This window comes from Kribbella sp. NPDC050820, from assembly GCF_040653975.1.
In the GTDB taxonomy this organism is placed as follows: domain Bacteria; phylum Actinomycetota; class Actinomycetes; order Propionibacteriales; family Kribbellaceae; genus Kribbella.
Genome location: NZ_JBFAHB010000002.1, coordinates 262,020 through 287,233 on the forward strand (window position 1 = coordinate 262,020; position 25,214 = coordinate 287,233).

21 protein-coding genes and 1 pseudogene are annotated in these 25,214 nt (G+C 68.9%); 17 read left to right on the plus strand and 5 right to left on the minus strand.

Features of this window, described 5'->3' with window-relative positions; genetic code table 11:
- Positions 1-142: 142 nt before the first annotated feature.
- Together AB0H36_RS03525 and AB0H36_RS03530 are read left to right on the plus strand one after the other, a co-directional pair.
- The gene (locus AB0H36_RS03525; RefSeq protein ID WP_360515803.1) at positions 143-2,197 is read left to right on the plus strand and encodes an AAA family ATPase; all 2,055 of its coding nucleotides are present in this window, start codon (positions 143-145) and stop codon (positions 2,195-2,197) included.
- A gap of 49 nt (positions 2,198-2,246) precedes the next feature.
- Positions 2,247-3,524, plus strand: a complete 1,278-nt coding sequence (locus AB0H36_RS03530; RefSeq protein WP_360515806.1) for a hypothetical protein — start codon at positions 2,247-2,249, stop codon at positions 3,522-3,524.
- A 33-nt stretch (positions 3,525-3,557) separates the two neighbouring features.
- Here AB0H36_RS03530 and AB0H36_RS03535 read toward each other — a convergent pair whose 3' ends face one another.
- The 3 genes from AB0H36_RS03535 to AB0H36_RS03545 all read right to left on the minus strand — a co-directional run bounded on the left by AB0H36_RS03535 (position 3,558) and on the right by AB0H36_RS03545 (position 6,969).
- Positions 3,558-5,747 carry a hypothetical protein gene (locus AB0H36_RS03535; RefSeq protein WP_360515809.1) on the minus strand — a complete coding sequence of 730 codons (2,190 nt, stop codon included), beginning with the start codon at positions 5,745-5,747 and terminating at the stop codon, positions 3,558-3,560.
- Between the two features lie 29 nt (positions 5,748-5,776).
- Complete coding sequence (locus AB0H36_RS03540; RefSeq protein ID WP_360515812.1) at positions 5,777-6,091, minus strand: hypothetical protein; 315 nt, start codon at positions 6,089-6,091, stop codon at positions 5,777-5,779.
- A gap of 74 nt (positions 6,092-6,165) precedes the next feature.
- Positions 6,166-6,969, minus strand: coding sequence for a TIM barrel protein (locus tag AB0H36_RS03545; RefSeq protein WP_360515815.1), 804 nt, complete (start codon positions 6,967-6,969; stop codon positions 6,166-6,168).
- A gap of 76 nt (positions 6,970-7,045) precedes the next feature.
- On the opposite strand from AB0H36_RS03545, the gene AB0H36_RS03550 reads away from it, so the two are divergent.
- From AB0H36_RS03550 to AB0H36_RS03585, 8 genes and pseudogenes are all read left to right on the plus strand, one after another.
- A complete protein-coding gene (locus tag AB0H36_RS03550) occupies positions 7,046-9,145 on the plus strand; it encodes an alpha-amylase family protein (RefSeq protein WP_360515818.1) in 2,100 nt (699 codons plus the stop codon).
- A pseudogene (locus AB0H36_RS03555) lies at positions 9,145-9,978 on the plus strand (2-hydroxy-3-oxopropionate reductase); the annotation flags it as partial. The gene AB0H36_RS03550 and the pseudogene AB0H36_RS03555, both read left to right, overlap by 1 nt.
- A gap of 40 nt (positions 9,979-10,018) precedes the next feature.
- Positions 10,019-11,791: an alpha-amylase family protein gene (locus AB0H36_RS03560; protein ID WP_360515821.1), complete on the plus strand. Its 1,773-nt coding sequence runs from the start codon at positions 10,019-10,021 to the stop codon at positions 11,789-11,791.
- 10 nt (positions 11,792-11,801) lie between these two features.
- Complete coding sequence (locus AB0H36_RS03565; protein WP_360515824.1) at positions 11,802-13,097, plus strand: ABC transporter substrate-binding protein; 1,296 nt, start codon at positions 11,802-11,804, stop codon at positions 13,095-13,097.
- A complete protein-coding gene (locus AB0H36_RS03570; protein WP_360515827.1) occupies positions 13,097-13,996 on the plus strand; it encodes a sugar ABC transporter permease in 900 nt (299 codons plus the stop codon). The genes AB0H36_RS03565 and AB0H36_RS03570 overlap by 1 nt, the downstream gene beginning before the upstream one ends.
- 10 nt (positions 13,997-14,006) lie before the next feature.
- Complete coding sequence (locus AB0H36_RS03575; protein WP_360515830.1) at positions 14,007-14,831, plus strand: carbohydrate ABC transporter permease; 825 nt, start codon at positions 14,007-14,009, stop codon at positions 14,829-14,831.
- A complete protein-coding gene (locus tag AB0H36_RS03580; protein WP_360515833.1) occupies positions 14,828-15,745 on the plus strand; it encodes a D-2-hydroxyacid dehydrogenase in 918 nt (305 codons plus the stop codon). Before AB0H36_RS03575 ends, AB0H36_RS03580 begins: the two co-directional genes overlap by 4 nt.
- 49 nt (positions 15,746-15,794) lie before the next feature.
- On the plus strand, positions 15,795-16,460 hold the full coding sequence (locus AB0H36_RS03585) for a GntR family transcriptional regulator (RefSeq protein WP_360515836.1): 666 nt from the start codon (positions 15,795-15,797) through the stop codon (positions 16,458-16,460).
- On the opposite strand, the gene AB0H36_RS03590 is transcribed toward AB0H36_RS03585, so the two are convergent.
- On the minus strand, positions 16,457-17,995 hold the full coding sequence (locus AB0H36_RS03590; RefSeq protein WP_360515839.1) for a PucR family transcriptional regulator ligand-binding domain-containing protein: 1,539 nt from the start codon (positions 17,993-17,995) through the stop codon (positions 16,457-16,459). The two genes, AB0H36_RS03585 and AB0H36_RS03590, sit on opposite strands and share 4 nt — an antisense overlap.
- 111 nt (positions 17,996-18,106) lie before the next feature.
- Here AB0H36_RS03590 and AB0H36_RS03595 point away from each other — a divergent pair, with 111 nt between their 5' ends.
- Together AB0H36_RS03595 and AB0H36_RS03600 are read left to right on the plus strand one after the other, a co-directional pair.
- A complete protein-coding gene (locus AB0H36_RS03595; protein ID WP_360515842.1) occupies positions 18,107-19,609 on the plus strand; it encodes a CoA-acylating methylmalonate-semialdehyde dehydrogenase in 1,503 nt (500 codons plus the stop codon).
- The gene (locus tag AB0H36_RS03600; protein WP_360515845.1) at positions 19,602-20,948 is read left to right on the plus strand and encodes an aspartate aminotransferase family protein; all 1,347 of its coding nucleotides are present in this window, start codon (positions 19,602-19,604) and stop codon (positions 20,946-20,948) included. Before AB0H36_RS03595 ends, AB0H36_RS03600 begins: the two co-directional genes overlap by 8 nt.
- Here the strand turns inward: AB0H36_RS03600 and AB0H36_RS03605 are convergent.
- On the minus strand, positions 20,945-21,298 hold the full coding sequence (locus AB0H36_RS03605) for a hypothetical protein (protein ID WP_360515848.1): 354 nt from the start codon (positions 21,296-21,298) through the stop codon (positions 20,945-20,947). The two genes, AB0H36_RS03600 and AB0H36_RS03605, sit on opposite strands and share 4 nt — an antisense overlap.
- Before the next feature lie 66 nt (positions 21,299-21,364).
- Here AB0H36_RS03605 and AB0H36_RS03610 point away from each other — a divergent pair, with 66 nt between their 5' ends.
- The 5 genes from AB0H36_RS03610 to AB0H36_RS03630 all read left to right on the plus strand — a co-directional run.
- Positions 21,365-22,558, plus strand: a complete 1,194-nt coding sequence (locus AB0H36_RS03610; RefSeq protein WP_360515851.1) for a protein kinase — start codon at positions 21,365-21,367, stop codon at positions 22,556-22,558.
- A 160-nt stretch (positions 22,559-22,718) separates the two neighbouring features.
- Positions 22,719-22,931 carry a DUF6458 family protein gene (locus tag AB0H36_RS03615; protein ID WP_360515854.1) on the plus strand — a complete coding sequence of 71 codons (213 nt, stop codon included), beginning with the start codon at positions 22,719-22,721 and terminating at the stop codon, positions 22,929-22,931.
- A gap of 17 nt (positions 22,932-22,948) precedes the next feature.
- Positions 22,949-23,176 (plus strand): hypothetical protein, encoded by a 228-nt coding sequence (locus tag AB0H36_RS03620; RefSeq protein ID WP_360515857.1) that lies wholly within the window; start codon positions 22,949-22,951, stop codon positions 23,174-23,176.
- A gap of 84 nt (positions 23,177-23,260) precedes the next feature.
- Positions 23,261-24,103: a hypothetical protein gene (locus tag AB0H36_RS03625; RefSeq protein WP_360515860.1), complete on the plus strand. Its 843-nt coding sequence runs from the start codon at positions 23,261-23,263 to the stop codon at positions 24,101-24,103.
- A 5-nt stretch (positions 24,104-24,108) separates the two neighbouring features.
- A partial coding sequence (locus tag AB0H36_RS03630) for an SRPBCC family protein (protein WP_360516045.1) occupies positions 24,109-25,214 on the plus strand: 1,106 nt, incomplete at its 3' end.

Genomic DNA, 25,214 nt, shown 5'->3' on the forward strand with positions numbered 1-25,214 from the left:
GGGGGTGGTGGTAACTTGCTGGGCTTCTCGGTGGCTTGTGTTGTGAAGGATCGCAACGAACCGGATGGATCCGGGGCGGGACCCTGTTGATCGCCGCCAGTCCGTCGTTCGTCGACCTGCACCCACGAGACGAGGCTTCCCGATGGTCGAATCCGCACTGATCCCGCCCGCTGAGCTCGAGGCCGAGCGCGTCTTCCTGGCCGAGGCGCGGTCCGCGCTGGCCCGCATGCACCGTGACGTGGCCACCCGCGACGTCCCGATGATCGGGGGTGAGGACAACGACGAGCGCTTCACCAACGAGGCCAACACCCGCGCGCACGAGCAGCGCACCCTGGCCCTGGTCGACATGCCGGACGTGCCGCTGTTCTTCGGCCGGCTCGACTACGAGCACGGTGCGATCGAGGAACTGGACCAGTTCTACATCGGCCGCCGGCATGTGCACGACGGCACCGGCGCCCCGCTGGTGATCGACTGGCGAGCGCCGGTCTCGGTGCCGTTCTATCGGGCCACCCGCAGCGACCGCCAGCGCGTCCTGATGCGCCGCCGGTACGGCTTCTCCGACACCGCCGAGCTGACCGGGTTCGAGGACGAGCCGCTGATCGGAGCCGACGAGTCCGATCAGGCCGACGCCTTCCTGCGGGCCGAGATCGAGCGCCCGCGTACCGGGCCGATGCGCGACATCGTGGCCACGATCCAGCCGGAGCAGGACGACCTCGTCCGCGCCCCGCTGCACCCGAGCGTCTGCGTCCAAGGCGCTCCCGGCACCGGAAAGACCGCCGTCGGCCTGCACCGCGTTGCCTACCTGCTCTACACCGAGCGGGAGCGGCTGAGCCGCGGTGGCGTGGTGATCGTCGGACCGAACCGGTCGTTCCTGTCCTACATCCGCAAGGTCCTGCCCGCGCTCGGCGAGGTCGACGTACGCCAGATCACCATCGACGAGCTGATCAACCTGCCGGCCGCCGCGTCCGACGAGCCGGAGGCCGCGCGCGTCAAGGGCGACGCCCGGATGGCCCGCGTGCTGCACCGCGCCCTGTGGTCGTACGTCGGCAAGCCGACCGCCGGAATCCTGTTCAGCAAGGGATCCCAGCGCTACCGCGTGCACGACTACGAGGCCGAGGAGATCGTCGCCGCCCTCCGGGAGTCGACCCGCTACGCACCCGGCCGGGCTGCCCTCGCGCAGCGGATCGCCCACGCCGTGCTGGTGCTGATGGAGCGCCGCGGGGAGTCGCCGGACGACCGGGTGCAGAACGCCGTGGCGCGTTCGAAGCCGGTGAAGGAATTGGTCGACGCAGTGTGGCCCCGCGTCGCGCCCGAGCAGGTGCTACACCGCCTGCTCTCCGACGCCGACGTCCTGGCTGCAGCGGCTGGTGACGAGCTGACGGAGGAGGAGCGCGCGGCTTTGCTGTGGCGTAAGGCTCCGCGGTCCTGGAAGTCGGCGAAGTGGTCGGCAGCCGACACGATCCTGCTCGACGAGCTCGACGACCTGATCGAGCGCCGTACTGGTTCACTCGGTCACCTTGTGCTGGACGAGGCGCAGGATCTCTCGGCGATGCAGTTGCGCGCGCTGGGCCGCCGTTGCCGCACCGGCTCGGCGACCGTGCTCGGCGATCTGGCCCAGGCGACGACTCCGTGGGCCGCGGGTTCCTGGGACCGGGTTCTCGGTCACCTCGAGAAGTCGGACGGCGTCGTGGCCGAGCTCGACCGCGGGTTCCGGGTGCCGGACCAGATCATCGACTTCGCCGCGAAGCTGCTGCCGCAGATCGCGCCCACGCTGGGCATTCCGAGCGGCGTCCGGGCGGTCACCGATGCGCTGAGCATCGTCGAGACCGACGAGGACTCGTTGCCGGAGGCACTGATCGCGTCCTGCCGGCGCGCGCTGGCCGGCGAGGGCTCGGTGGCAGTCATCGCCGCCGACGACCAGGTCGCGGCTCTGCGTGACGCACTGGCCGCCGCCGGTCTCGAGCCGGGGCTGCTCGGCGAGGCCGAGGACACGATGGACACCGCGCGACTGGTCTGCGTCCCGGCCACGCTCGCGAAGGGCCTGGAGTTCGACGCGGTCGTGGTGGCCGAGCCCGCCCGGATCGTCGCCGCCGAACCACGCGGGCTGCACCGCCTGTACGTCGTCCTGACCCGAGCCGTCAGCCGCCTCCAGATCGTCCACGCCGCACCGCTGCCGACGGCCTTGGCGCCGTCCTGAGGACCTCCGCGCGGTTATCCTCCGAACCGGAGTCACCAAGGAGGTGGGCGTGAGCTCAGGGTCGATCGTCGTACTGTTCCTGCTACTGCTTGTCGGGGCAGGAATCGCGGTGGGCATTGTCGCGCTCGTGCGCCGGCAGCAGTACATCAAGTCGCTGCGGGAGCGAGGCTGGACGTTCGTAAACAGCCCCGCGTTCGACTCCATCGCCCGCCTCGGCAATCCGCCGTTCGGGATCGGCTTCAACCGGCGGCCGGACGACCAGATCACCGGCCGGACGAGCTCGGGCCGGCTGTTCCAGGTGATCGAGTACAAGTCCGACCACTGGTCGGGCTGGGTCGGCATGGTCACGCTGTCCAGGCGGCTGCCGGAGCTCTGGATCACCGGGGGCGCGACGCAACCGCGGTTCGGCGTCGAGGCGACCGCGGTCCAGACCCCGCCGCAGCTGGGTCCGGGGTGGCAGGTCGGCGTACTCGATCCGGCGTTTGCCTCGGAAGCGCTGACTCCGCAGGTGTGTGAGCGGCTGACCGGGTTGGCCGCCGGTCAGCCCGGCGTGAACCTCAGCATCGACGCCGACCAGCTGGTTGTCCTGGACCCGCCGCGCAAGGACCCTGAGCTCCTCGCGCCGTGGCTGGACCAGCTCGCCACAGTCGCCGACGCGATCGACGCCGCGCCGCTCGACCGCTGGATCATCCCGGAGCCACCCCAGCGGCTGACCTTCTACCATCACCCGGACTGGCACTGGGTTGGTGAGGACGACAGCCTGCTGCACCTCCCGTCGGTCACTCAGTCCGGTCACGGCCACAGCACCAGTGAGGTGATCCGTGGCCGCGACGGGAACGGGCCGCCGTTCGTCGCCTTCACGCACCACTGGAAGACCACGCGCACCGAGACCTACACGGACTCCGAGGGCCGGTCCCAGACCCGGACCGTGACCGAGAACCACAGCGAGGCGATCCTCGGGTTCCAGCTGCCGCTCGTGATGCCCCCGCTGGAGGTCAGCCGCAAGGGCTGGGGCCGCGGGATCAGCTTCGAGTCCGAGGCGTTCAACGAGAAGTTCGCGGTCAGCGCGCAGGACCTGAAATACGCGTACGACGTGATCCACCCGCGCCAGATGGAGTACCTGATGGCGAACCCGCCGACCCCGTTCCGGATGGCCGACGGCTGGGTCTGGTTCTCACCCGGTCAGCACAGCCACCTGGTGATCGCCCACTGCTCCGCCTTCCTGAACGGCTTCCTCACCCGCATCCCGCGCTTCGTCTACCGCAACCTCGGCCTCCCGGAACACCCCTACCCGGCCCTCGACCCGGTCTCCACGCCGGGTGCGTAGCTGCTGCTGGCAACTACGCACCCATGGTCTGCCCTAGCGACCGGTCTTCTTGGCCGTCTTGCGGACTGTCGCCTTCTTGGCCGGGGCGCGGCGGGTCCGCTTCGCGGTTGAGTCACCGGTCTCGGCGCCGCGGTCGGGCAGCAGGCCGGCGAAGGCTTCTGCGACTCGTGAGGACGGGGCGGCATCGGCAGCCCGGCCTTCCGGGCCGGCTCCGCCACCGGCCAGGGCGGTCAGCCGGTCGACCGCTTCGGTGAGGTGATAGGCGCCGCCGCCGAGGGCGACCCACTTGCCGACCTCCGGGTTCATCGCCAGCGCGGCGTCCCGGTTCTCGGCGTCGTTGGTGGGGTGGTCCACCCACAGCTCGACCTGGCCGGTGGCGCCGACCGGTACGCCCGCGGTCGACCAGGTCACTGCCACGCCGACGAGGTGCCGGCCGGGCCGGTCGAGGGCGAACCCGGCGGTGCTCCAGAACAGCCGGTAGCTCGCTGTCAGTTGGCCACCAGGGGCGAGCGGCGCGAGCCGAACGGCCTCGCATTCGATCACGAACGGCCGGACGGGGCGCTCGCTGCCGCGGTCGTCGGTGACGGTCATGGTGGCGAACAGCCCTTCCAGCCGGACGTCGTTGGGCACGACGAGCTCGGTGTCCGAGGTGTTCGTCAGCGTCCAGGTCACCGTGACCGGTGCACCGAAGGCGGCTCGGGCGGTGTCGACGGTGACCTCGAGCGACAGCTCGGACGCGTCGAACAGTTCACGGTCACCTGCTTGCGGCGCGCCGGAGGGGAACCAGCTGGCGAACGGCCAGCCGCCCGGCCTGATCACCGGGTCCGGCATGTGCGCCAGGTGGTTGCGGACAGTGGTGTTGAACCCGAGGTTGATCTGGTCCGGGAACACGCCGGGCGCACCGGTGGCGGGTCCGCCGAGCACGTCGGCCACGCTCGGCGTCGTGGTCATGATCGAGTTGTCCGCCGAGGTCTCGCTCTCCTGGTGGATCTGGTTGAACGCGTGGGTGACCTCGTGGCTTGCCGACCGCAGGTACGCGCGCGGCACCTCGCGCTGCATCTCGTCCTCGGCGGTCCCGAAGTTGCTGGAATGCGAGGCCGGGTAGCCGTCGTCGGAGAAGCTCGCCGACCCTTCCCGGGGTACGTCGATCTGGTCGTACATCACGCCCCGGGAACACCCCATCGCGGCCGGCACCACGATCAGATGGGTCCGCCACTCGGCGTCCAGGTTCGTCGACGCCCTGCGAACCGTCGCCATCAGGTTGTGCAGGTCGGCACTCGACCAGCAGACGTTCGGGTCGACGCCGCCCGGCACCGGCACATTGACCTGGTCCTCCTCGACGGTGAGCTCCCAGCGGGCGCCGGCGAAGACGGTGTCGAAGTACTCGCTGCCGGTCCCTGACGGGTGCGGGACCGGAGCCGGCGCGACGGCTCCGGTGAGTACGTCGATCTCCAGGACGGCCCGGCGCAGGTACGCCGAGACCCACGTCAGCGTGATCGACCCGCGGTCCACGCCGCCCTGGAACACGCGGCCCTGGAAGCTGGGACCGCCGAAGACCGGGTGCGGGAAGCTCGGGCTGCTTCGATGCAGGACGAAGCGCAGACTGCGGCTGGGGGACGCGGGGAAGGAACCCTCGAAGGATCCGGCGGCCGGATGCGTGTAGTCGAACTGGTCGACGTCGATGGTGACCTGGCATGGACGGTTCCCGAGCGTGAACGCAGGCACCGAGAGCCGGGTGCCGCTCAGGTAGGAGTCATAGCGATGCCTGGGATGGATGGGAATCCTGCGGACCGGCAGTAGCTCGAACGGCAGGCCGCCGCGACTCAGCGATGCGGCGACGGATCCACTCTGCCCGGCCGCGGGGCTCGCTTCGGGCTGGACGACCCACGGCGGTGTCCCCGTGTAGAGGTCGCCGCTCACGATGACGCCGTCCGGCCCGGCGTCGGGGGCGCCGCGGTCCACCCGGAGCGTGCCCACCAGCGGCCGGACCACGCCCTTGGGCTTGAACGTCACGGCGTAGCAGCCGTCCTTGAACCCGAGGTTGCACGGCTTGACCGGTGGCAGCTCCGGCGGACCGGACGGCGGGAACGGACCAGGATCCGGCCCCGGAATCGGCGGTGCGTCCGAGCCGGGTTGCTCGGACTCGAACGCGATCGGCACAGCGAGCGGGACGCCCGGCAGCTCGACAGCGGCGGTGCCGGACAGTTCGTGACCAGTGGACATCTTGCTCCCCCTTGGAAATGGACCCGTGCCTACGGAGGGGGAGATGTCACGCGCTCGTACACGACCTCACACCCATCCGGGTCGGTGAATGTGAAGCGCTGCGGCGTGAGCTCGACGGCGTACTCGACCAGTTCGTCGGTCGCCGTGCTCAGGACCAGGGTCCGGTCATCGGCGAGGCGATAAGTCCCCGCATCCCACCAGATCATTCCCTGATCGGGACCACGGACGCCGCGATACGTCGCGGCGACGAAGGTGAGCTCGGCCGGATACCGCCCGGCGCACTCAGCAGTGGACAGCCGTCGCCACTGGCCTTGTAAATAAGGCAGTCCAGACGCCCCCGGCATGATTCCCCCTCGGCATTCTCATGCTCCCCCAACGATCGACGTCCAGCGTGACCTCGTCAAGGCGGTGCGTCGGGTCAATCGAGCCAGCTGAGGCTCGAGGTGGTGTCGGTGGTGGGTTTGTACTCGCAGGCGACCAGGCCCTGGTAGCCGGCGGACTTGAGGGCGTCGAGGGTCTGGGTGAGCGGGAGGGCGCCGGAGCCGGGTTCGCCGCGGCCGGGGGCGTCGGCCAGTTGGACGTGCGCGAGGCCGGCGCCCAGGACGGTGGCGGTTTCGACGAGGTCCACGCCGTTGCTGCCGAGGTGGAAGGTGTCGAAGAGCAGCGAGAGGTTGCCGACGTCCTTCAGCGGTCCGTCGAGGATCGCGAGTACGTCGTCGGCGGTCAGCAGGGGATAGCTGCCGTTCAAGCCTTTCGTGAGCGGCTCGATCAGGATGGTTCCGCCGAAGTGGCTGACGGCTGCCGCGGCTGAGCGGATGGCCTCGACCGCCGTGTCGGCCTGCAGCGCCGGTGACCAGCGGTCGTCGAGCTGGCCGTAGAGCAGGTTGAAGAGCCGGCACCCGGTGCGCTCGGCGATGGCGACCACGGCCTGCGTGTTGGCGGCCAACTGGTCCTGCCGGTCGGGATGGGAGGCCACGCCGCGCTCGCCGGCCGGGATGTCGCCGCCGTAGAAGTTCAACGCGCTCAGCGACACCCCCGCCGCCTCGACCGACTGCACGAACGCATCGATCTCGGCCGCCGGCGGATCCGGTACGGCGAACGGCCACCACGACTCGACCGTCGTGAAACCGGCCTGCGCGGCCGCCGCGAACCGCTCCGGATAGGGCAGCTCGGTGAACAGCATCGAGACGTTCGCACTCAGCCGATGTCCGCGGTACTCCACGTGAGAAGCCTAACACCGGCTCTTGCCAGGCGTGCAATCTTGTCTGACAATCGACGAACCCGGCGATGGAGGTGCAATGCACACAGAGTCCGACCGTCAGGCGACCAGGACGACGGGGGAGCGCAGTCCGGACTGGCCGTCGGAGGCGACCCGATGGGCGCAGATCACGCTGGCCGAGGACGATCCGCTGCACTTCGACGCCGACTTCTGGCTGGACCTGATGCGCAGCAGCCGGTCCAACGCGACCTGCATCAGCGCGGGCGGCTACATCGCCTACTACCCGACGCAGCTCGAGTACCATTACCGCAGCAAGTACCTCGCCGACACCGACCCGTTCGGGACCCTGGTCGAAGGCGCCCGCAGTCTAGGGATGAGCGTGATGGCCCGCGTCGACCCGCACGCGGTCCATGCGGACGCGGCGGCCGCCCATCCCGAGTGGCTGGCCCGCGACCTGGACGGCAACCCGCTCGAGCACTGGGCGCATCCGGACATCTGGCTGACGTGCGCGTTCACGTCGTACCACCGGGAGTTCGTCACCGAGGTGGCGCGCGAGATCGTCCGCGAGTACGACGTGGACGCGATCTTCGCGAACCGCTGGGAGGGGTACTACGGCATCTCCTACAGCGAGGCCGCCCGCCGGTCGTTCCGGGACGACACCGGTCTGGACCTTCCGGTCGCCGAGCAGGCCGAGGGCTGGCACGAGTACGTCGGCTGGCGGCGCCGCCGGCTGAGTGAGCTGGTCGGGATCTGGGACCAGGCGGTCCGCGACATCCGCCCGCACGCGCGGTTCATCCCGAACCTCGGCGCGCTGGCCGCCCGCGATCTCGACCGCGGGCTGGCCGCACGGCTCTACCCGATCTTCATCATCGACAAGCAGGGCCGGTCCGGGATCGAGGCGCCGTGGGGCGCCGGCCGCAACGGCAAGCGCAACCGCGGCGTCTTCCCCGACCGCCCGGTCCGCCTGATCACCTCGGTCGGTCCGGAACACCACCAGTACCGCTGGAAGGACTCGGTCGCACCGGGCGAGGAGGTGAAGACGTGGATCGTCGACGGCTTCGCCCAGGGTGCGTTGCCGTGGTTCACCAAGTTCAACGCCAGCGTGCCGGACCGGCGCTGGGTCGAGCCGATCGTCGAGGCGTTCAACCTGCACGCGACAGTCGAGCCGGTGCTGAAGGATCTGCGGATCACGGCCGAGGTCGCGCTGCTCGACCCGACCCGCGCCGGCCAGCTCCGCAACGACCACCGCGGTGACCACGAGGACGGCTTCTACCAGGCGCTCGTCGAGGCCCGGGTCCCGTTCGAGTTCATCTCCGACCAGGTGCTGTCCGCCGAGCGGCTCCGCCCGTTCAAGGTCGTCGTCCTGGCGAACGCCGAAGAACTCAGCGACGACCAGTGCGCCGTACTCCAGGAGTACGTCGGCGCCGGCGGCTCACTCGTGGCGGCGTACGAGACCTCCTTGTACGACGAGCGCGGCCGGGCGCGCGACGACTTCGGCCTCGGTGCGGCGCTCGGGATCCGGCTGACCGAGTCGAGCCGGGCGGTGAAGAACAACTACATCGCGCTGATGGACGCGCACCCGCTGAACGAGGGGTTCGAGGGCGCGAGCCGGATCATCGGCGGCACCCGCATCCTCGGCGTCGAGGCTGATGAGCGCGCGGTCGTGCCGTTCCGGTTCATCCCCGACTTCCCGGATCTGCCGATGGAGGAGGTCTACCAGCGCGAGGCGCCCGACCGGCCGGCGGTGATCTGCACCGAGAACGCGAACGGCGGCCGGACCGTCTACTTCCCGTTCAACCTCGGCGCGATCTTCTGGGAGGCGCTGCAGGCCGATCACGGCCAGTTGATCGCGAACGCGGTCGGCTGGGCGCTCGGCAAGAAGCCCGAGGTGACCGTCGACGGCGCCGGCCTGCTCGATGTCGCCGTACACCGAGGTGAGACGAGCGTGGCCGTTGCCTTGGTCAACCTCACGAACCCGATGGCGATGCGCGGCCCGATCCGCGAGACGCTCCCGCTGCCTCCGCAGACGGTGTCGATCGCCGTACCCACGGACAAGGTGAAGGCGCGGCTGCTGGTCGCCGGTGTGGATGTCGAGCCGGCGGTCGTGGACGGCCGGGCCGAGGTGGTCATTCCGACCGCGGGGCTGCTGGAGATCGTGTACGTCGATTGGAGCGCCTGATGAAGATCGGTTTCGTCGGACTCGGTGTGATGGGCCGGCCGATGGCCGAGCACTTGCTTGCCGCCGGCCACGAGCTCTCCGTCTACCGCGGCCGGACCGACCTCGAGGCGCACGTGTGCGGGTCGGCCGAAGAGGCGGCGGAGCGGTCCGAGGTCGTGATCCTGATGGTCCCGGACACTCCGGATGTCGAGGACGCATTGTTCGGATCCCAGGGTGTCGCCGAAGGTTTGCAACCCGGGTCGCTGGTGATCGACATGAGCTCGATCTCGCCGACCGCGACCCAGGGGTTCGCGCTGCGAATCGAGAAGCAGGGGTGCGACTACCTGGACGCGCCGGTGTCCGGCGGCGAGGTCGGCGCCCGGGACGCAACGCTGACGATCATGGTCGGCGGGCGGCCGGAGGTCTTCGAGCGGGCCCGGCCGCTCTTCGAGACGCTCGGCAGGAACATCACGCTGATCGGCGGGACGGGCGCCGGCCAGACCGCCAAGGTCGCGAACCAGATCGTCGTCGGGCTCACGATCGAGGCCGTCGCCGAGGCGCTGCTGTTCGCGAAGACGGCCGGCGCAGATCCGGGCGTCGTCCGCGAAGCCCTGATGGGTGGGTTCGCGAGCTCGCGCATCCTCGAGCTGCACGGCGAGCGGATGGTCCGGGAGACGTTCGATCCCGGCTTCCGGATTCGCCTGCACCGCAAGGATCTCGGCCTCGCCGTCCAGGCCGCGGCCGACCTCGACCTCGCCCTGCCGAACACCGCCGCGACCCAGCAGCTGATGAACGCGGCGATCGCCGACGGCGACGGCGACCTCGACCACTCGGCGCTCTACAAGACGCTGCGGAGGGACGCCCATGAGGCTGTGGTGGCACGAGCCGTTCCGGATGTTCCAGACCAACCTGCGCGAGATCGACGCCGGCCTGGACGTCGAGAAGGTGCTGGACTACCTGGTGGAGTTCGGCGCCGACACCTGGCTGCTGAGCGTCGGCGGGATCCTGTCGAACTACCCGACCGACCTCGACTTCCAGACCCGCAACCCGTACCTCGCCGAGCGTCCGTCCGGCGACCTGGTCGGCGACGCGGTGAAGGCGGCGGCCCGGCGCGGGATCCGGGTGATGGGCCGGATGGACTTCTCCAAGATCGACCGTCGCCGCGCCGAGGCCCATCCCGACTGGTGCTTCGTCGCGCCCACCGGGGAACACCAGGTCTACAACGGGCTGACGAGTGTGTGCCCGAGTGGTGACTACTACCAGGTGAAGTTGTTCGAGGTGCTCGACGAGGTGCTGGATCGGTATCCGCTGGACGGCTTCTTCTGCAACTGGATGTCGTTCAACGAGGTCGACTACAGCCGCCGGTACTGGGGTGTCTGCCATTGCGTCGCGTGTGCTGAGGCGTACGGGAAGCCGTTGCCGGAGAGCCGAGATGGCGACTGGCAGCGTTTCTCGAAGGGTGTGCTGGCCGACCTGACCCAGCGGATCCGGGACCATCTCGCCGCCCGGCGACCCGAGGCGCCCCTCGTGCTCGGCGACCAGGCCGACATCGTCTTCCACGAGGCGAACAACGCGGTCGGCCGGCCGCTGTGGCACCACCTCACGAGCGAGAGCGTGAGCGCCGCGAAGACCTACCGCCCGAGTGTGCCGGTGCTGACCAACTCGGTCGGGTTCGTCGACATGCCGTACCGGATGGCGAGCGAGGACCCGAACCACTTCGCGCAGTACTTGCTCCAGGCAATCGCCCGCGGCGCGAACCCGTCGACGTACATCATGGGCACGCCGTCGGACAATCCGTACGCGTGCCTGCAGGTCGCCGGGGAGCTGACCCGGTTCCACCGGGACCACGCCGAGGTCTACACCGACCTCGTCCCGGCGGCCGAGACCCTGCTGGTCCGGGACGACTCCGCGGAGTTCCAGGGGTTGTACCTGTCGTTGCTGCAACGGCACGTGCCGTTCGACGTACTGCCGCGGGATCGGCTGCTCGAAGCCGACCTCGGTCGCTACCGGGTGGTCGTGCTGCCGGATCTCGGGGCGGTCGATCTCGGTGGCTACGGTGGCGGAATCGTTGCCACCGGCGGCACGGAGGTGGCGGGGGTACGACGGATCGCCAGCTACGACGACGAGGAGTCGACGCGGTCGCTGCACCTGGAGGGCGGGATCCCGGTGTTCGGCGCCTTCCACGTGGTCGAGACGTCGGGTGAGGTCGGCCTGCGGGCCTTGTCGAGAGCGCCGTACGGGCCGCCGGAGAAGTGTCACGGGCACGTACAGCTGGAGCATCCCGGGGTCGTGCGGCAGGGCAACGTGGTACTGCTGCCGTGGACCGTCGGGCGGTCGTACCGCGAGGTCGGGCTGAGTGTGCACCGCGACCTCTTCGTCGACGAGGTGGTGAGAGCCGGTGGTCCGCAGGTGGAGACGGACCTGCCGGAGCAGGTGGAGATCGTGCTCGGCCGGTCCGCGGCCGGGTTCGTCGTACACCTGCTGAACAGATCGGGGGACACCGACCAGCGATTCGCACCGCCCGTGCGGATCGGTCCGGCCGAGCTCCGGCTCCCGGACGCCGTACACGAAGTACAAGCCCTGCGGTCGGGTGCGCGGCTGCCGATAGCCGACGGGCGAGTCCGCCTGCCGGAACTCGACTTGTTCGAACTACTGATCTGTGTGTGAGGAGAGCGTCATGGATCGACGAGGGTTTCTCAAGCTTGTGGTGGTGTCGGGCGCCGCGGGTGGGCTGGTCGGCTGTAGTGGGAGCGGCGGTGGGCCGGCGGGTGGTGGGGACAGCGTCACGCTGCGGTATGCGTGGTGGGGGAACAGCATTCGGCAGCAGAACTACACCAAGGCGCTGAAGCAGTTCAGCACAGCGAACCCTTCGATCACGATCGAGCCGGAGTTCGCCGACTACACCGCCTTCCAGGAGCGGATGACGACGCAGATCGCGGCTCGCGACGTGCCGGACATCTTCTGGATCGCGTCACCGCAGGTGATGACGTACCACAAGAGCAAGCTGTACCGGAAGCTGGACGACCTCCCGACGTTCAAGTGGGACGACTACAGCAAGGAAGACCTCGAGACGTTCAAACTCGCCGGTGAGCTGAACACGTTGCCGTTCGGCATCTTCACACCAGTGATCCGCTACAACGAGACGGTCGCGCAGGCCGACGGCGTGACGATTCCGGCCGAAGGTCCCGGCTGGACCTGGGACAGCCTCGCCGACCTGCTGGTTGCCTACAGCAAGAACAACCCGGGCAAGCGGAAGGGTGTGCCCTACGCACCCGACCACGACCTGACCTTCGAGGCGTGGCTTCGGCAGCGGGGTGAGCAGTTGTGGACCGAGGACGGGCAGGTCGGGTTCACCGTGGACGGACTGGGCAGCTGGCTCGACTGGTGGGAGAAGCTGCGCAAGGCCGGCGCCGCGTTGTCGCTCAGCGAGCAGGAGGGGATGGGGCCGGACTGGGCCCAGGTCGGCAAGAAGGTGCTGGTCAACTTCGGCAACTCCAACCACATCATCGACGACGCGAAGATGTTCCCGAAGGAGCGGTTCCGGCTGCGCCCCGCCCCGGTCGCGCCGACCGCGGTGGACGGGCACAAGTACCTGTACTTCCCGCGGATGGCGATCTACCAGCGGATCGACGACGCCAACCTCGAGGCGGCCGGCAAGGTGCTCGACTACAGCGTCAACAACCCGGAGATGCTGAAGACGGTCCGGCTGACGATGGGCGCGCCGACCAACCCGAAGGTCGCCGAGCAGGCCCAGGAATTCGCCAGCCAGGACGAGAAGGAGATGCTCGCCCTGGTCGCGAAGGAGCGCGCCGCGCAGCGCAAGCCGCGCTACGAGGCGCCGCCCGGGTCGAGCACCTGGCGTACGGCGACCAGCCGCATCTGCGAGGAGATCGCGCTGAGCAAGACCACTGTGCCGGACGGCGCGAAGAAGCTCGTGGACGAGATCGCGGCCGGTATCAAGCGAGCTCAGTGATGAGCCGGAGGCCAACCTTCCACCTGAATCGGCAGGGCCGGGCTGCGCACGTGTTCCTGATCCCGTGGCAGCTCGGTTTCCTGCTGATCACCGCCGTACCCCTGTTCGCGTCGTTGTACCTGGCGTTCACCGACTACGACATCCTGAACCCGCCGGAGTGGTCCGGGCTGGAGAACTTCCAGCGGATGGTGCACGACGAGCAGTTCTGGGCGTCGGTCCGGGTGACGCTGGTCTACGTCGTGGTGTCCGTCCCGCTGCAACTCGGGTTCGCGCTGCTGCTGGCGTTGATCCTCGACCGCGGGCTGCGCGGCCTGGCGTTCTACCGCAGCGCGTTCTACCTGCCGTCGCTGCTCGGGTCGAGTGTCGCGATCGCGATCCTGTGGCGGGAGATCTTCGGTGACGACGGCCTGATCAACAAGGGCCTGGCGCTGATCGGGATCGAGGGCGAGAGCTGGCTGCAGAACCCGAGTACGGCGCTGGCGACGCTGATCGTGCTGAACGTGTGGACGTTCGGTTCGCCGATGGTGATCTTCCTGGCCGGCCTGCGGCAGATCCCGGACGAGCTGTACGAGGCGGCCCGGGTGGACGGGGCCGGGGTGGTCAAGCAGTTCCGCCACCTCACCGTGCCGCTGCTGACGCCGATCATCTTCTTCAACCTGATCCTGCAGACGATCGGCGCGTTCCAGACCTTCACCCAGGCGCACATCATCAGCGGCGGCACCGGTGGGCCGGCGAACTCGACGCTGTTCTACACGCTGTACGTCTACCAGCAGGGGTTCGTCGCGTTCGACATGGGCTACGCGTCCGCGCTGGCCTGGGTGCTGATGGTCGCGATCGCCGCGGTCACCGCGCTGCACTTCCTGATCTCGAAGTACTGGGTCTTCTACGGTGACAATTAGGGGACAGCTGATGGAGACACGCCCTCTTCTGAAGCACACCGGGTTGCTGGTGTTCGTGGCGCTGATGATCTACCCGCTGGTGTGGATGGTGGTGAGCGCCTTCAAGCCACCGGAGCAGATCCTGACCGAGCCGGGCCTGATTCCGCGTGAGCTCACGTTCGAGAACTTCAAGGAGGGCTGGCACGCGCTGAACCGGCCGTTCTCGGTGTTCTTCGTGAACTCGCTGCTGGTCACCGTCGGGTCGATCGTGGGCAACCTGTTCTCCTGCTCGCTGACCGCCTACGCGCTGGCCCGGCTGCAGTTCCGGATGCGGAACGTGTACTTCGCGATCACGCTGGCCTCGGTGATGCTGCCGTTCCACGTGCTGGTGATCCCGCAGTACATCTTCTTCTCCCAGTTCGGCCTGGTGAACACCTACTGGCCGCTGCTGATCCCGAAGTTCCTGGCCACCGACGCGTTCTTCGTCTTCCTGATGGTGCAGTTCATCCGGACGCTGCCGCGCGAGCTCGACCGGGCCGCCTGGATCGACGGCGCCGGCCCGTTCCTGACCTTCTGGTACGTCGTCCTGCCGCTGATGCGGCCCGCCCTGGTGACGACCACGATCTTCACCTTCATCTGGACCTGGAACGACTTCTTCGTACCGTTGATCTACCTGACCAGGACGCAGGTGTTCACCGTCCCGGTGGCACTGAACTCCATGGTCGACTCCGAGACCCAGAGTGGGGTGGGCATGCTGTTCGCCATGTCGCTGCTGTCACTGATCCCGATCCTGATCTTCTTCGCGCTGGCCCAGAAGCACCTGATCCGCGGTATCGCCACCACGGGGCTGAAATGATCGTCGTCGTGGTCGGCAGGCAGCCGGCCCGGTTCCAGGAGACCGCCCCGGACGTCGACTTCCGGTTCGTCGACACGCTCGACGACGCCGCGGACGTCTTCGGCGAGATGGAAGCCGTCATCGGCCGGGTGCGGCCGGACGTCCTGGCGAAGGCGCCGCGGCTGCGCTGGGTGCACAGCCCGTCGGCAGGTGTCGACGCCGACCTGACGCCCGAGATGAAGGCGTCGCCGGTTGTGCTCACCTCGTCGGCGGGCAACGGCGGGATCTCGCTCGCCGAGCACTCGATCCTGCTGATGCTCATGCTCGACCGCGACGTGCCGCGCTGGATGCGGGCCCAGGCCGACCGCCGTTGGGACCACTACCGGCACGGCGAGCTGGCCGGGAAGACCGTCGGGATCTACGGCCTGGGCAACTCAGGTCTCGACCTGGCCCGCAAGGCGAAGGCCTTCCACATGCGGGTGCTCGGCGTACGGCGCCGGCCCGAGCTGCCCTCGCCCGATGTCGACGAGCTGTGCGATGTCGACCGCCTTCTCGCCGAGTCGGACTTCGTCGTGGTCACGGCCCCGCGGACACCGTCGACGGCAGGGGTCTTCGACCGGGACGCGTTCGCCCGGATGAAGGAGACGGCGTACTTCATCTGCATCTCGCGCGGCGGGATCGCGGACGACGACGCGCTGCTGGAGGCCTTGCAGAGCGGGCAGATCGCGGGCGCCGGACTGGACGCGCACGGCGTGGAGCCGTTGCCGGCCGACAGCCCGTTCTGGTCGTTGCCGAACGTCATCGTGACCCCGCACAACGGCGCGACCAGCCATGGTACGGCGCGCCGCGGAGAGGAGATCGTGCTGGAGAACCTGCGCCGGTTCGTCGCCGGTGAGCCGCTGCACAACGTGGTCGACAAGGCTGCCGGGTACTGAGTGAGTTGACCAGTACACTTGCCAGACATTTCGTGGTAGAGGGGGTGCCATGGGTACCGAAGCCGGCCTGGAGCTCGGTCCGTCCTCGCTGACCGATGCGATGTACGAGTCCGTCCGCAAGCGCATCGTGAACGGCGACATCCCGCAGGGGGAGAAGCTCACCGAGGTCCGCCTCGCCACCGAGTACAAGGTGGCGAGGCCGACCGCGAAGGCGGTGCTCGAGCGACTGACCGCGCTCGGCCTGCTGCGTCGTACGGCGCACAAGACCGCCGTCGTCCCCGTGCTGGACCAGGACGAGATCCGCGACCTGTTCTTCAGCCGGGTGACCATCGAGCGGGCCGCGGTGTCGACACTCGCCGAGACCGGCGAGGTCCCGCCGGCCGCGGCGCGGGCGCAGGTCGCGATCGAGTACGCGGCCCGCGACCACGTGTTCGAGAACCAGGTCGAGGCCGACATCGCGTTCCACACCGCGCTGGTGGCGGCGGTCGGCAGCCGGCGGCTGTCCCGGATGCACGAGCTCATCATCGGCGAGGTCCACCTGACGATGGGCCAGTACCAGGCGCATCGCACCGCGGAACCTTCCACGGTCGCCTCCGAGCACGCAGCCATCCTCAAGGCGATCCAGGACGGCGATCCGGCTGGGGCTGCGGAGCACCTCGCCTACCACTTGGAGCAGGCTCAGGGCCGCCTGCTCGACTCGCTGCCCAAGGACTAGTGCGCCTGGAGCTCGTCTGCGACCAGGGCGACGTGCAGAGACACCCGGATGTCCGGGTCGTCCAGGTCGACGCCGAGCACCTGCCCGGCCTTGGCCAGGCGGTCGTAGAACACCGGCCGGGAGATGTGCAGGCTCGCGGCGGCGTCGGACTTGCTCGTCGGGTGGTTGACGAGGGCGCGAACCGCATCGACCAGGCCGTGCTGCTTGAGCGGGCCGAGCTCGCGCGCGACGAAGAGGCGGAGCCGCTCGTCGTCCCCGAGCAGGGTGATCAGGCCGCGCAGATGGACGTCTTCGAGGCGATGCACCACGCGGTCCGACGCGTCCGCCTGGACCGACTCGACCACCTGCTGAGCCTCTTTGAGCGTGCGGTCCAGCTCGGCTGTCCTGGCGGTTGGACGGCCGGCGCCGATCGCGACCGAGTGACGCCGGGCGACGTTCGCCGCCAGGCTGTCGGCCACGCGGTCGGCGTTCGCGGACGCCGTACAGGAGAGCAGCACGCGGACGTCGCGGTCGATCTCGCAGACGAGGGCCGGGACCTTCAGCTCGTAGGCCGCATGCACCACGGCGGCGAGCACGTCTTGTGCGTCGACTCGGGGGCGCACCGCCAACCCGATGAACTGACGCTTGGTCAGCGGGACGCCGGACAGCTCACACCGGCGCAGTACCTCTGGGTCAGTGGGATCCGCGAGCAAGCCGAGCAGTAGTTCGTGGTGGACGCGCCGGACCAGACTGTCGCGATGCCGGTCGTGCAGCCTATGCATGGCCAGTGCCGCAGCGGCGCGTTCGGTCAGCGCGATCAGCCGTTGCGAAGGGCGCATCGGCGCTTGGACGACGAGGCGACCCCAGCCACGGTCGCGCTTCCCCAGCCGGGTCACGAGCCACCCGGCGCGCTCGTCCCACCCGGTACGGCCGTCGACCTGCACACCCCGCGACCGGGCGGCCCAGTCGGCAAGGAACTCCTCGACGTCTCCGGGCCCTGACCGGTAGTCGAGGATCTGATGCTGCTCGCTCTCCAGTACGACGGCCGACCCGGCGAGCCGCTGGACGGCCTCGAGGATCTCCTGCGGACCGGCCTCCGCGATGCTCAGCTCGGTGAACGTCTCGTGCACCCGATGCGTCTCGCGCAGCTCCTGCAGTTGCTCGTCCACGATCCGTTCGCCGACGGCCTGAATGATCGCGGCGAACCGCACCTCGCTGTGCAGCGCGACCAGCGGCAGCCCGACCGCCTCACAAGCGTCGACCAGCCCGGCGGGGACCTGCTGCCAGCGACGGCCCAGCTCGATCACGAGCCCGGCCGCCTCGCTCTCGCGGAGACTGGCCGCGAAGTCCCGCAGCTCATCGGCGGTGTCGGGCAGTGCGATGCCGGTGCTCAGGAGAAGGTCGCCGCCGCGCAGCAGTGGCGCGATGTCGGCGATCTCGCCCGCGTGGACCCAGCGGACCTCGCGATCGAGCCCGGCGGCACCGGCCAGGACCTCGGGCCGGGCGCCACGCAGTACAGGCATGTCCAGCACCTGCGTGACGGTCAGGATCGCCATTCCTCCACCTCCGACATATCGTCGGGTATTGAGGAAGAATCCTACATTCTGCAGTGCCTGGCGCAGGTCGGTGGCGGTGACCATGAGGGCTCACCCCGAAGGAGCTGCCTCATGACCTCAACCATCACGCACTGGGCCGACGGCGCCGGGTACGACGGCACGTCGCACCTGTGGGCCGATGTCACCAACCCGGCCACCGGCCGTGTCTCCGGTCGCGTCGCCCTCGCGAGCGACCGCGACGCCCGCTTCGTCATCGACTCCGCCAAGAAGGCGGCCGAGTCCTGGGCGTCCACCTCGCTGGCTCGCCGTACCCAGATCTTGTTCGCGTTCCGCGAGCTGCTGAACAGCCGCAAGGACGAGCTGGCGACGCTGATCACGGCGGAGCACGGCAAGGTGCACTCGGATGCGCTGGGTGAGGTCTCGCGTGGTCAGGAGGTCGTGGAGTTCGCCTGCGGGATCGCGCACCTGCTGAAGGGCGCCCAGTCCGGCAACGCGTCGACCGGTGTCGACGTGCACTCCCGGCGCGATCCGCTCGGCGTGGTGGGCATCATCAGCCCGTTCAACTTCCCGGCCATGGTGCCGATGTGGTTCTTCCCGATCGCGATCGCCGCGGGCAACACCGTCGTACTGAAGCCGAGTGAGAAGGACCCGTCGGCCGCGCTGTGGATCGCGAAGCTGTGGAAGGAAGCCGGGCTGCCGGACGGCGTGTTCAACGTGCTGCAGGGTGACAAGGTCGCGGTCGACGCGCTGCTGCAGAGCCCGGACGTCGCGGCGATCAGCTTCGTCGGCTCGACGCCGATCGCGGAGTACGTCTACGAGGAGGCGAGCCGGCACGGCAAGCGGGTGCAGGCGCTCGGTGGCGCCAAGAACCACATGGTCGTCCTGCCGGACGCCGACCTGGACCTGGCCGCGGACGCCGCGGTCAACGCCGGGTACGGGAGCGCGGGGGAGCGGTGCATGGCGATCAGCGTGCTGGTCGCGGTCGAGCCGATCGCCGACGACCTGGTCGCCCGGATCGCCGAGCGGACCCGGACCCTGCGCACCGGCGACGGTACGGGCGACGTCGACATGGGCCCGCTGGTCACCAAGGCGCACCGCGACCGGGTGGCCGGGTTCGTCGAATCCGGTGAGCAGGCCGGCGCCAAGCTCGTGATCGACGGCCGCGAGGTCGAGGCCGAGGGTGAGCGGGACGGTTTCTGGCTCGGCCCGACGCTGTTCGACCACGTGACGCCGGAGATGGACATCTACCGCGAGGAGATCTTCGGCCCGGTGCTGTCGGTCGTCCGGGTCTCGTCGTACGACGAAGCCGTTGCCCTCATCAACGGCAACCAGTACGGCAACGGGACCGCGGTGTTCACCAACGACGGCGGCGCGGCCCGCCGGTTCGAGAACGACGTCCAGGTCGGGATGATCGGCGTGAACGTGCCGATCCCGGTGCCGGTCGCCTACTACTCCTTCGGCGGCTGGAAGCGCTCGCTGTTCGGCGACACCCACGCGCACGGCGCCGAGGGCGTGCACTTCTTCACCCGCGCGAAGGTCGTCACCTCGCGCTGGATCAACCCGGCCGCCCGTCCGGCGGGTGGCCTCGAGCTGGGGTTCCCGCAGAATGTCTGACCGCACCTACGACCTCGACCGCAAGCACGTCTTCCACTCCTGGTCCGCGCAGGCGAACCTCGACCCGATGGTGATCACCAAGGCGGCCGGCTCCTACGTCTGGGACGGGCAGGGCAACCGGCTGCTGGACTTCACCTCGCAGCTCGTCTACACCAACCTCGGCCACCAGCACCCGCGGATCGTCAAGGCGATCCAGGAGCAGGCGGCCACCTTGTGCACGGTGGCTCCGGCGTACGCGAACAGTGCCCGGTCCGAGACCGCCCGGCTGATCGCCTCGCACACCCCGGGCGATCTCGACCGGATCTTCTTCACCAACGGCGGCGCGGACGCCAACGAGCACGCGATCCGGATGGCCCGGCTGCACACCGGCCGGCACAAGGTGCTGTCGACGTACCGGTCGTACCACGGCGGCACCCAGTTGGCCGTCAACGTCACCGGCGACCCACGCCGATGGCCGAACGACAACGGCTCGACCGGCACCGTGCACTTCTTCGGGCCGTTCCTCTACCGCAGTGCGTTCTCGGCCACCACCGAGCAGGAGGAATGCGACCGGGCGCTGGCGCACCTCGAGCAGGTCATCACGCTCGAAGGACCGGCGACGATCGCGGCGATCATGCTCGAGTCGATCCCCGGTACGGCGGGCATCATGATCCCGCCACCTGGTTACCTCCGGGGCGTGCGGGAGCTGTGCGACCGGCACGGCATCATGCTCATCGCCGACGAGGTGATGGCCGGGTTCGGCCGGGCCGGCAAGTGGTTCGCGATCGAGCACGCCGACGTCGTCCCGGACCTGCTGACGTTCGCCAAGGGAGTCAACTCCGGCTACGTGCCGTTGGGCGGTGTCGCGATCAGCGAGCCGATCTACCGGACCTTCGCCGATCGGCCGTATCCGGGCGGTCTGACGTACTCCGGTCATCCGCTCGCGTGTGCGGCCGCGGTCGCCACGATCGAGACGATGGAGGACGACCGGATCGTCGAGCACGCTGCGGCTCTCGGCGACGACGTACTCGGGCCGGGCCTGCGGGAGCTCGCGGCCAAGCACGAGTGGATCGGTGAGGTCCGGGGGACAGGTGTGTTCTGGGCCCTGGAGCTCGTGTCCGACCGCGCGACGCGTGAGCCGTTGGCGCCGTACGGCGGGAGCAGTCCGCAGCTGGCCGCCATCGTCGCCGGCTGTCAGCGGCGAGGCCTGCTGCCGTTCGCGAACTTCAACCGGGTGCACGTCGTCCCGCCGCTGACGATTACGGCTGCGGAGGCCCGGGAGGGACTGGAGATTCTCGACCAGGCTCTCACCGAAGCGCGCGAGAAAGTGCCGGCGGCTGCCTTGGACGACGAAGGCTAGGCGTGGTCGCCGTCCAGGAGTTTGTGGAGATCCGCGACCGCCTTGGCGATGTCCGTGTAGTCGTTCTGGGCGGCGCGTGACTCGGCGCTGATGACACCGCAGCGGTGAACTCGGCGGAAGTCGCCGTACGGGAACTTGTAGTGGCCCTTGGTGTCCTCGTCCATGTCGGTGTCGACGCCGAGGTACCACTGCCCGTACTCCGACCAGCCGTGCTTGTCGACGTACGCGTTCTCCTCATCGGCGCTCGGCGCGTGCTCGCTCCAGTCGTCCCGCTCGTCCATGACTGTCTGCCCCTTCCGGGCCAGCGTCTTCGCATGGTCGAACGCAGCCTTGTTCAGCTTCACAGTCATCGCCACCCGGTGCCCGGACCCCGCGGCCGAAAACCGTGAGGATTAGGGCGGGGGTACCGACAGGCGGTGAGGCGTGTTGGTGAGGGTGGTCGGTACCGGTTGGGGGAGTTGCTCGGGCGCGGTGGGATGGGGGAGGTGTACCGCGCGACCGACGAGGTGATGGGCCGTGAGGTCGCGGTCAAGTTGATGGTTTCCCAGCCGCGGACGCTGGCGGTGTCGGCGCGATTTCTTCGCGAGGCGCGGGCATCGGCTCGGATTCGCAGCCCGCACGTGGTGACGGCCTACGATTTCGGCGCGTACGGCGACGACGGCTTCTACCTCGCGATGGAGTTGGTGAGCGGCCGTTCGGTGGCCGACGAGCTCAAGCGCAACGGGCTGTTCCCGGCGGGGCGGGCGCGGCACGTCGTCCGGCAGGCGGCGGCCGGTTTGGCGGCCGCGCACGCGCAGGGGGTCGTACATCGCGACATCAAGGCGAGCAACCTGCTGCTGGCCGACGACGGGACGGTGAAGATCGCCGACTTCGGCATCGTCAGGTTCCTGCACGAGACCACGACGCTGACGGCGACCGGGCAGATCGTCGGCACGAGCCACTTCCTGGCGCCCGAACGCGCGATGGGCACTCCCGCGGAGCCGCCCTCGGACGTGTACGCGCTCGGCTGTGTTCTCTATCAGCTCGTCACCGGCTATCCGCCGTTCACGGGCGAGTCCCCGGCGGCGATCATGTACCAGCACGTGCAGAACGAGCCGACCCCGCCGAGCGAGCTGCTTCCCGGCCTGGACGATGAGCTCGAGGCGCTGATCCTGTGGATGCTCGCGAAGGACCCGGCATGGCGGCCGACTGCTGCACAGGTGGCCCGCGGCGAGCGGGCGCCGGACCGCCAGACGACCAGCTTGCTCCCGGTACGGCGAACGAGGGCGAAGCCCGTGATCGCCGGGATCGCCGCGGGCATCGCCTTGGTGGCGTCGGCAACCATCGGCATCATCCTCGAGACCAGAGGCGTCGAGCTGCCGGCCACGAACGATCTGCAGCCCGTGACAACACCGGATACGCCGACAGCACCGCAGCCGACCCGCCCAACTCCAACCGCACCAAGCACCCGGCCGACGACAGTGCAGGAGCACGCCGGCCCTGCCAAGGCGAAGGCCGGCCCGAAGCCGAAGACCGGACCGAAGGCGGACGCCAAAGCCGAGCCGAAGGGTGCGCAGAAGGCGAAGCCGGGCGCGCCGAAGACCCGGAAATCAGGGGCCGCAGGCAATTGAATGCGGTGCTGAATTCAAGTGAGCGTTTACTTGAACCGCTGCGTATTGCGTCGGTTTCTTCGCGGAAAGTAGGCGGCTTGATCGTCGTTTTGCGGAATTACGGGTGGGTACCGCGTTCTTATCGCAATTTCGGAACGGGGCGGGTCGTTAGGAGGATTCCATGGGGATCGGTGTATCCGTTTTCCTGCTCGCCGTGGGTGGCGTGCTGGCTTTTGCCGTGTCCGACCGTCTGAGCGGCGTCGACCTGACCGCGGTCGGGTGGGTGCTGATGGGCGCCGGCGCGATCGGTCTCGCGGTCGCGTTGATCTTCGCCAACCAGCGCAGCCGGACGACGCACACGTCCGTCCATGAACGCCGCGACCTGCGCGACTGAGCCGGGACGGAGCGATCATGGCTGACACCCGCAAGCCGCCGGAAGCCCGCGAGCTGCTGCTCGACGCACTGCTCGACAAGGTGTCCGAGGACAGGTTCCCGTCGGTGTCGATGCTCGACCTGATCGAGTCGCTGCTCAGACCGGACGAGGTCCAGATCTACGTCCGCCTGCTGCTGCGCAAGGTCCGTCGTGAGACGTACCCCAGCATTCCGATGCTCCGGCGGATCGCCGCACTGGCGGAGTGATCCGCAGCCACCGTCCAACATTCGTTGCCTAGAGCCACTTGGAGAACCTCCGAGGCGGCACCACCACTGTTGTAGGGAGAATCCATGAATACCAGCGCCAAGGTGGCGGCTGCCGTCGCGAGCGGTTACCTGCTCGGCCGCACCAAGAAGCTGAAGCTGGCGATCACCGTCGGTGGACTGCTGGCCGGCAAGCGCATCGCAACGGATCCACGCGCCATCGTGCAGCAACTGGCGACGGTGGTGGAGCAGAACCCCGAGCTGTCGAAGCTTTCGGACCAGGTCCGCGGCCGGCTCGTGACAGCAGGCCGGGAGGCCGCGGTCGCAGCGGCCAGCAACCGGTTGAACCGGGTCAGCGACTCGATCCGGGACCGGACCGATCGGATGCTGTCCCTCGGCAGTGGCCAGGACAAGCAGGACGAACAGGACGAGGCCGAGGAAGAGGAGCGTCCGCGGCGCCGCAGAAGGCCCAGCGGCAGCAGGCCGAGCGGTAGGCCGAGCAGCGGCACAAGGCCGAGTGGCCGTGGCCCCAGCAGGCGCCGGAGCGAGAGCAGTTCCGAGTCGGACGACAGCGAGTCCGCCGAGCGGTCGTCGGCTGACGAACGCAGTGGCTCGTCGAACGGGAGCTCCGGACGCTCGCGTCGTGCCGCCAAGAAGACCGCCGCCAAGGCGGCGAGCAGCAACTCGACCTCGAGCTCGAACGACAGCTCGAGTTCGGGCGGCGCGCGGAAGGCCACGGCCAAGAAGACGGCGGCCAAGAAGACGGCGGCCAAGAAGACCGCGCCGGCCAAGAAGTCGGCACCGCCGCGGAAGGCCGCGGCGAAGAAGACGGCCGCGAAGAAGACCGCGGCCAAGAAGACCGCGCCGGCCAAGAAGGCCGCCGCGAAGAAGACCGCTGCCAAGAAGACCGCGGCGAGGAAGCGCGGGTGACCGAGATGGCGGAACGATCGCGGACCGAGGAGCACAACGGCTTCAAGTCCATCCTCGACGAGCTTCCGGTCGACCGGTTGAAGGGTGAGCTGCAGGACGCGCTGTCGGTGTACGCCGAGCGCGCGACCGACGCCGCCTCGGACAAGATCTCCGACCTGACCGAGCGGCTGGTCGACGTCGCGGCGCACGGCGGCGTGACCGGCAAGGCGCTCGCCGAGGGCGGCAAGGCCGCGGCCACCGGCGGGTCACCGTTGATGGGCGTACTGAAGGGTGGGGTCATGGGAGCCAAGGACAAGGCGGTCGAAGCCCTGAGCGGCGGTTCCGGTGGTTCGGGTGGCAAGAAGAACGCCACCAAGGCGACCACCATCATCGAGTCCGTCGACGTCGGCGTGCCGATCGAGGTCGCCTACAACCAGTGGACGCAGTTCCAGGACTTCTCCGGCTTCATGAAGAAGGTCGAGCGGGTCGAGCAGAAGTCCGAGGAGAAGCTGGACTTCAAGGCGAAGATCCTGTGGTCGCACCGGACCTGGCAGGCGAGCATCGTCGAGCAGGTGCCGGACGACAAGATCGTCTGGCGCTCGAAGGGCGAGAAGGGGCACGTCGACGGCAGCGTCACGTTCCACAAGCTCGCGGACAACCTGACTCGGGTGATCGTGGTGCTCGAGTACTACCCGCAGGGGCTGTTCGAGAAGGTCGGCAACATCTGGCGGGCCCAGGGCCGCCGTACCCGGGTGGAGCTGAAGCACTACCAGCGGCACGTGATGACGCGGGTCATCCTCAAGCCGGACGAGGTCGAAGGCTGGCGCGGCGAGATCCACAACGGCCGGGTCGAGCGCGGCCCGGACGAGGAAGAGCCGGCCGACGAGTACGAGGACGAGGAGTACGAGGACGAGGGCGAGGAGGAGCAGCCCGAGGACGAGTACGAAGAGGACGAGGAAGAGCCCGCGGACGAGTACGAGGACGAGGAGTACGAGGACGAGGGCGAGGAGGAGCAGCCCGAGGACGAGTACGAAGAGGACGAGGAAGAGCCGGCCGACGAGTACGAGGACGAGGAGTACGAGGACGAGGGCGAGGAGGAGCAGCCCGAGGACGAGTACGAAGAGGACGAGGA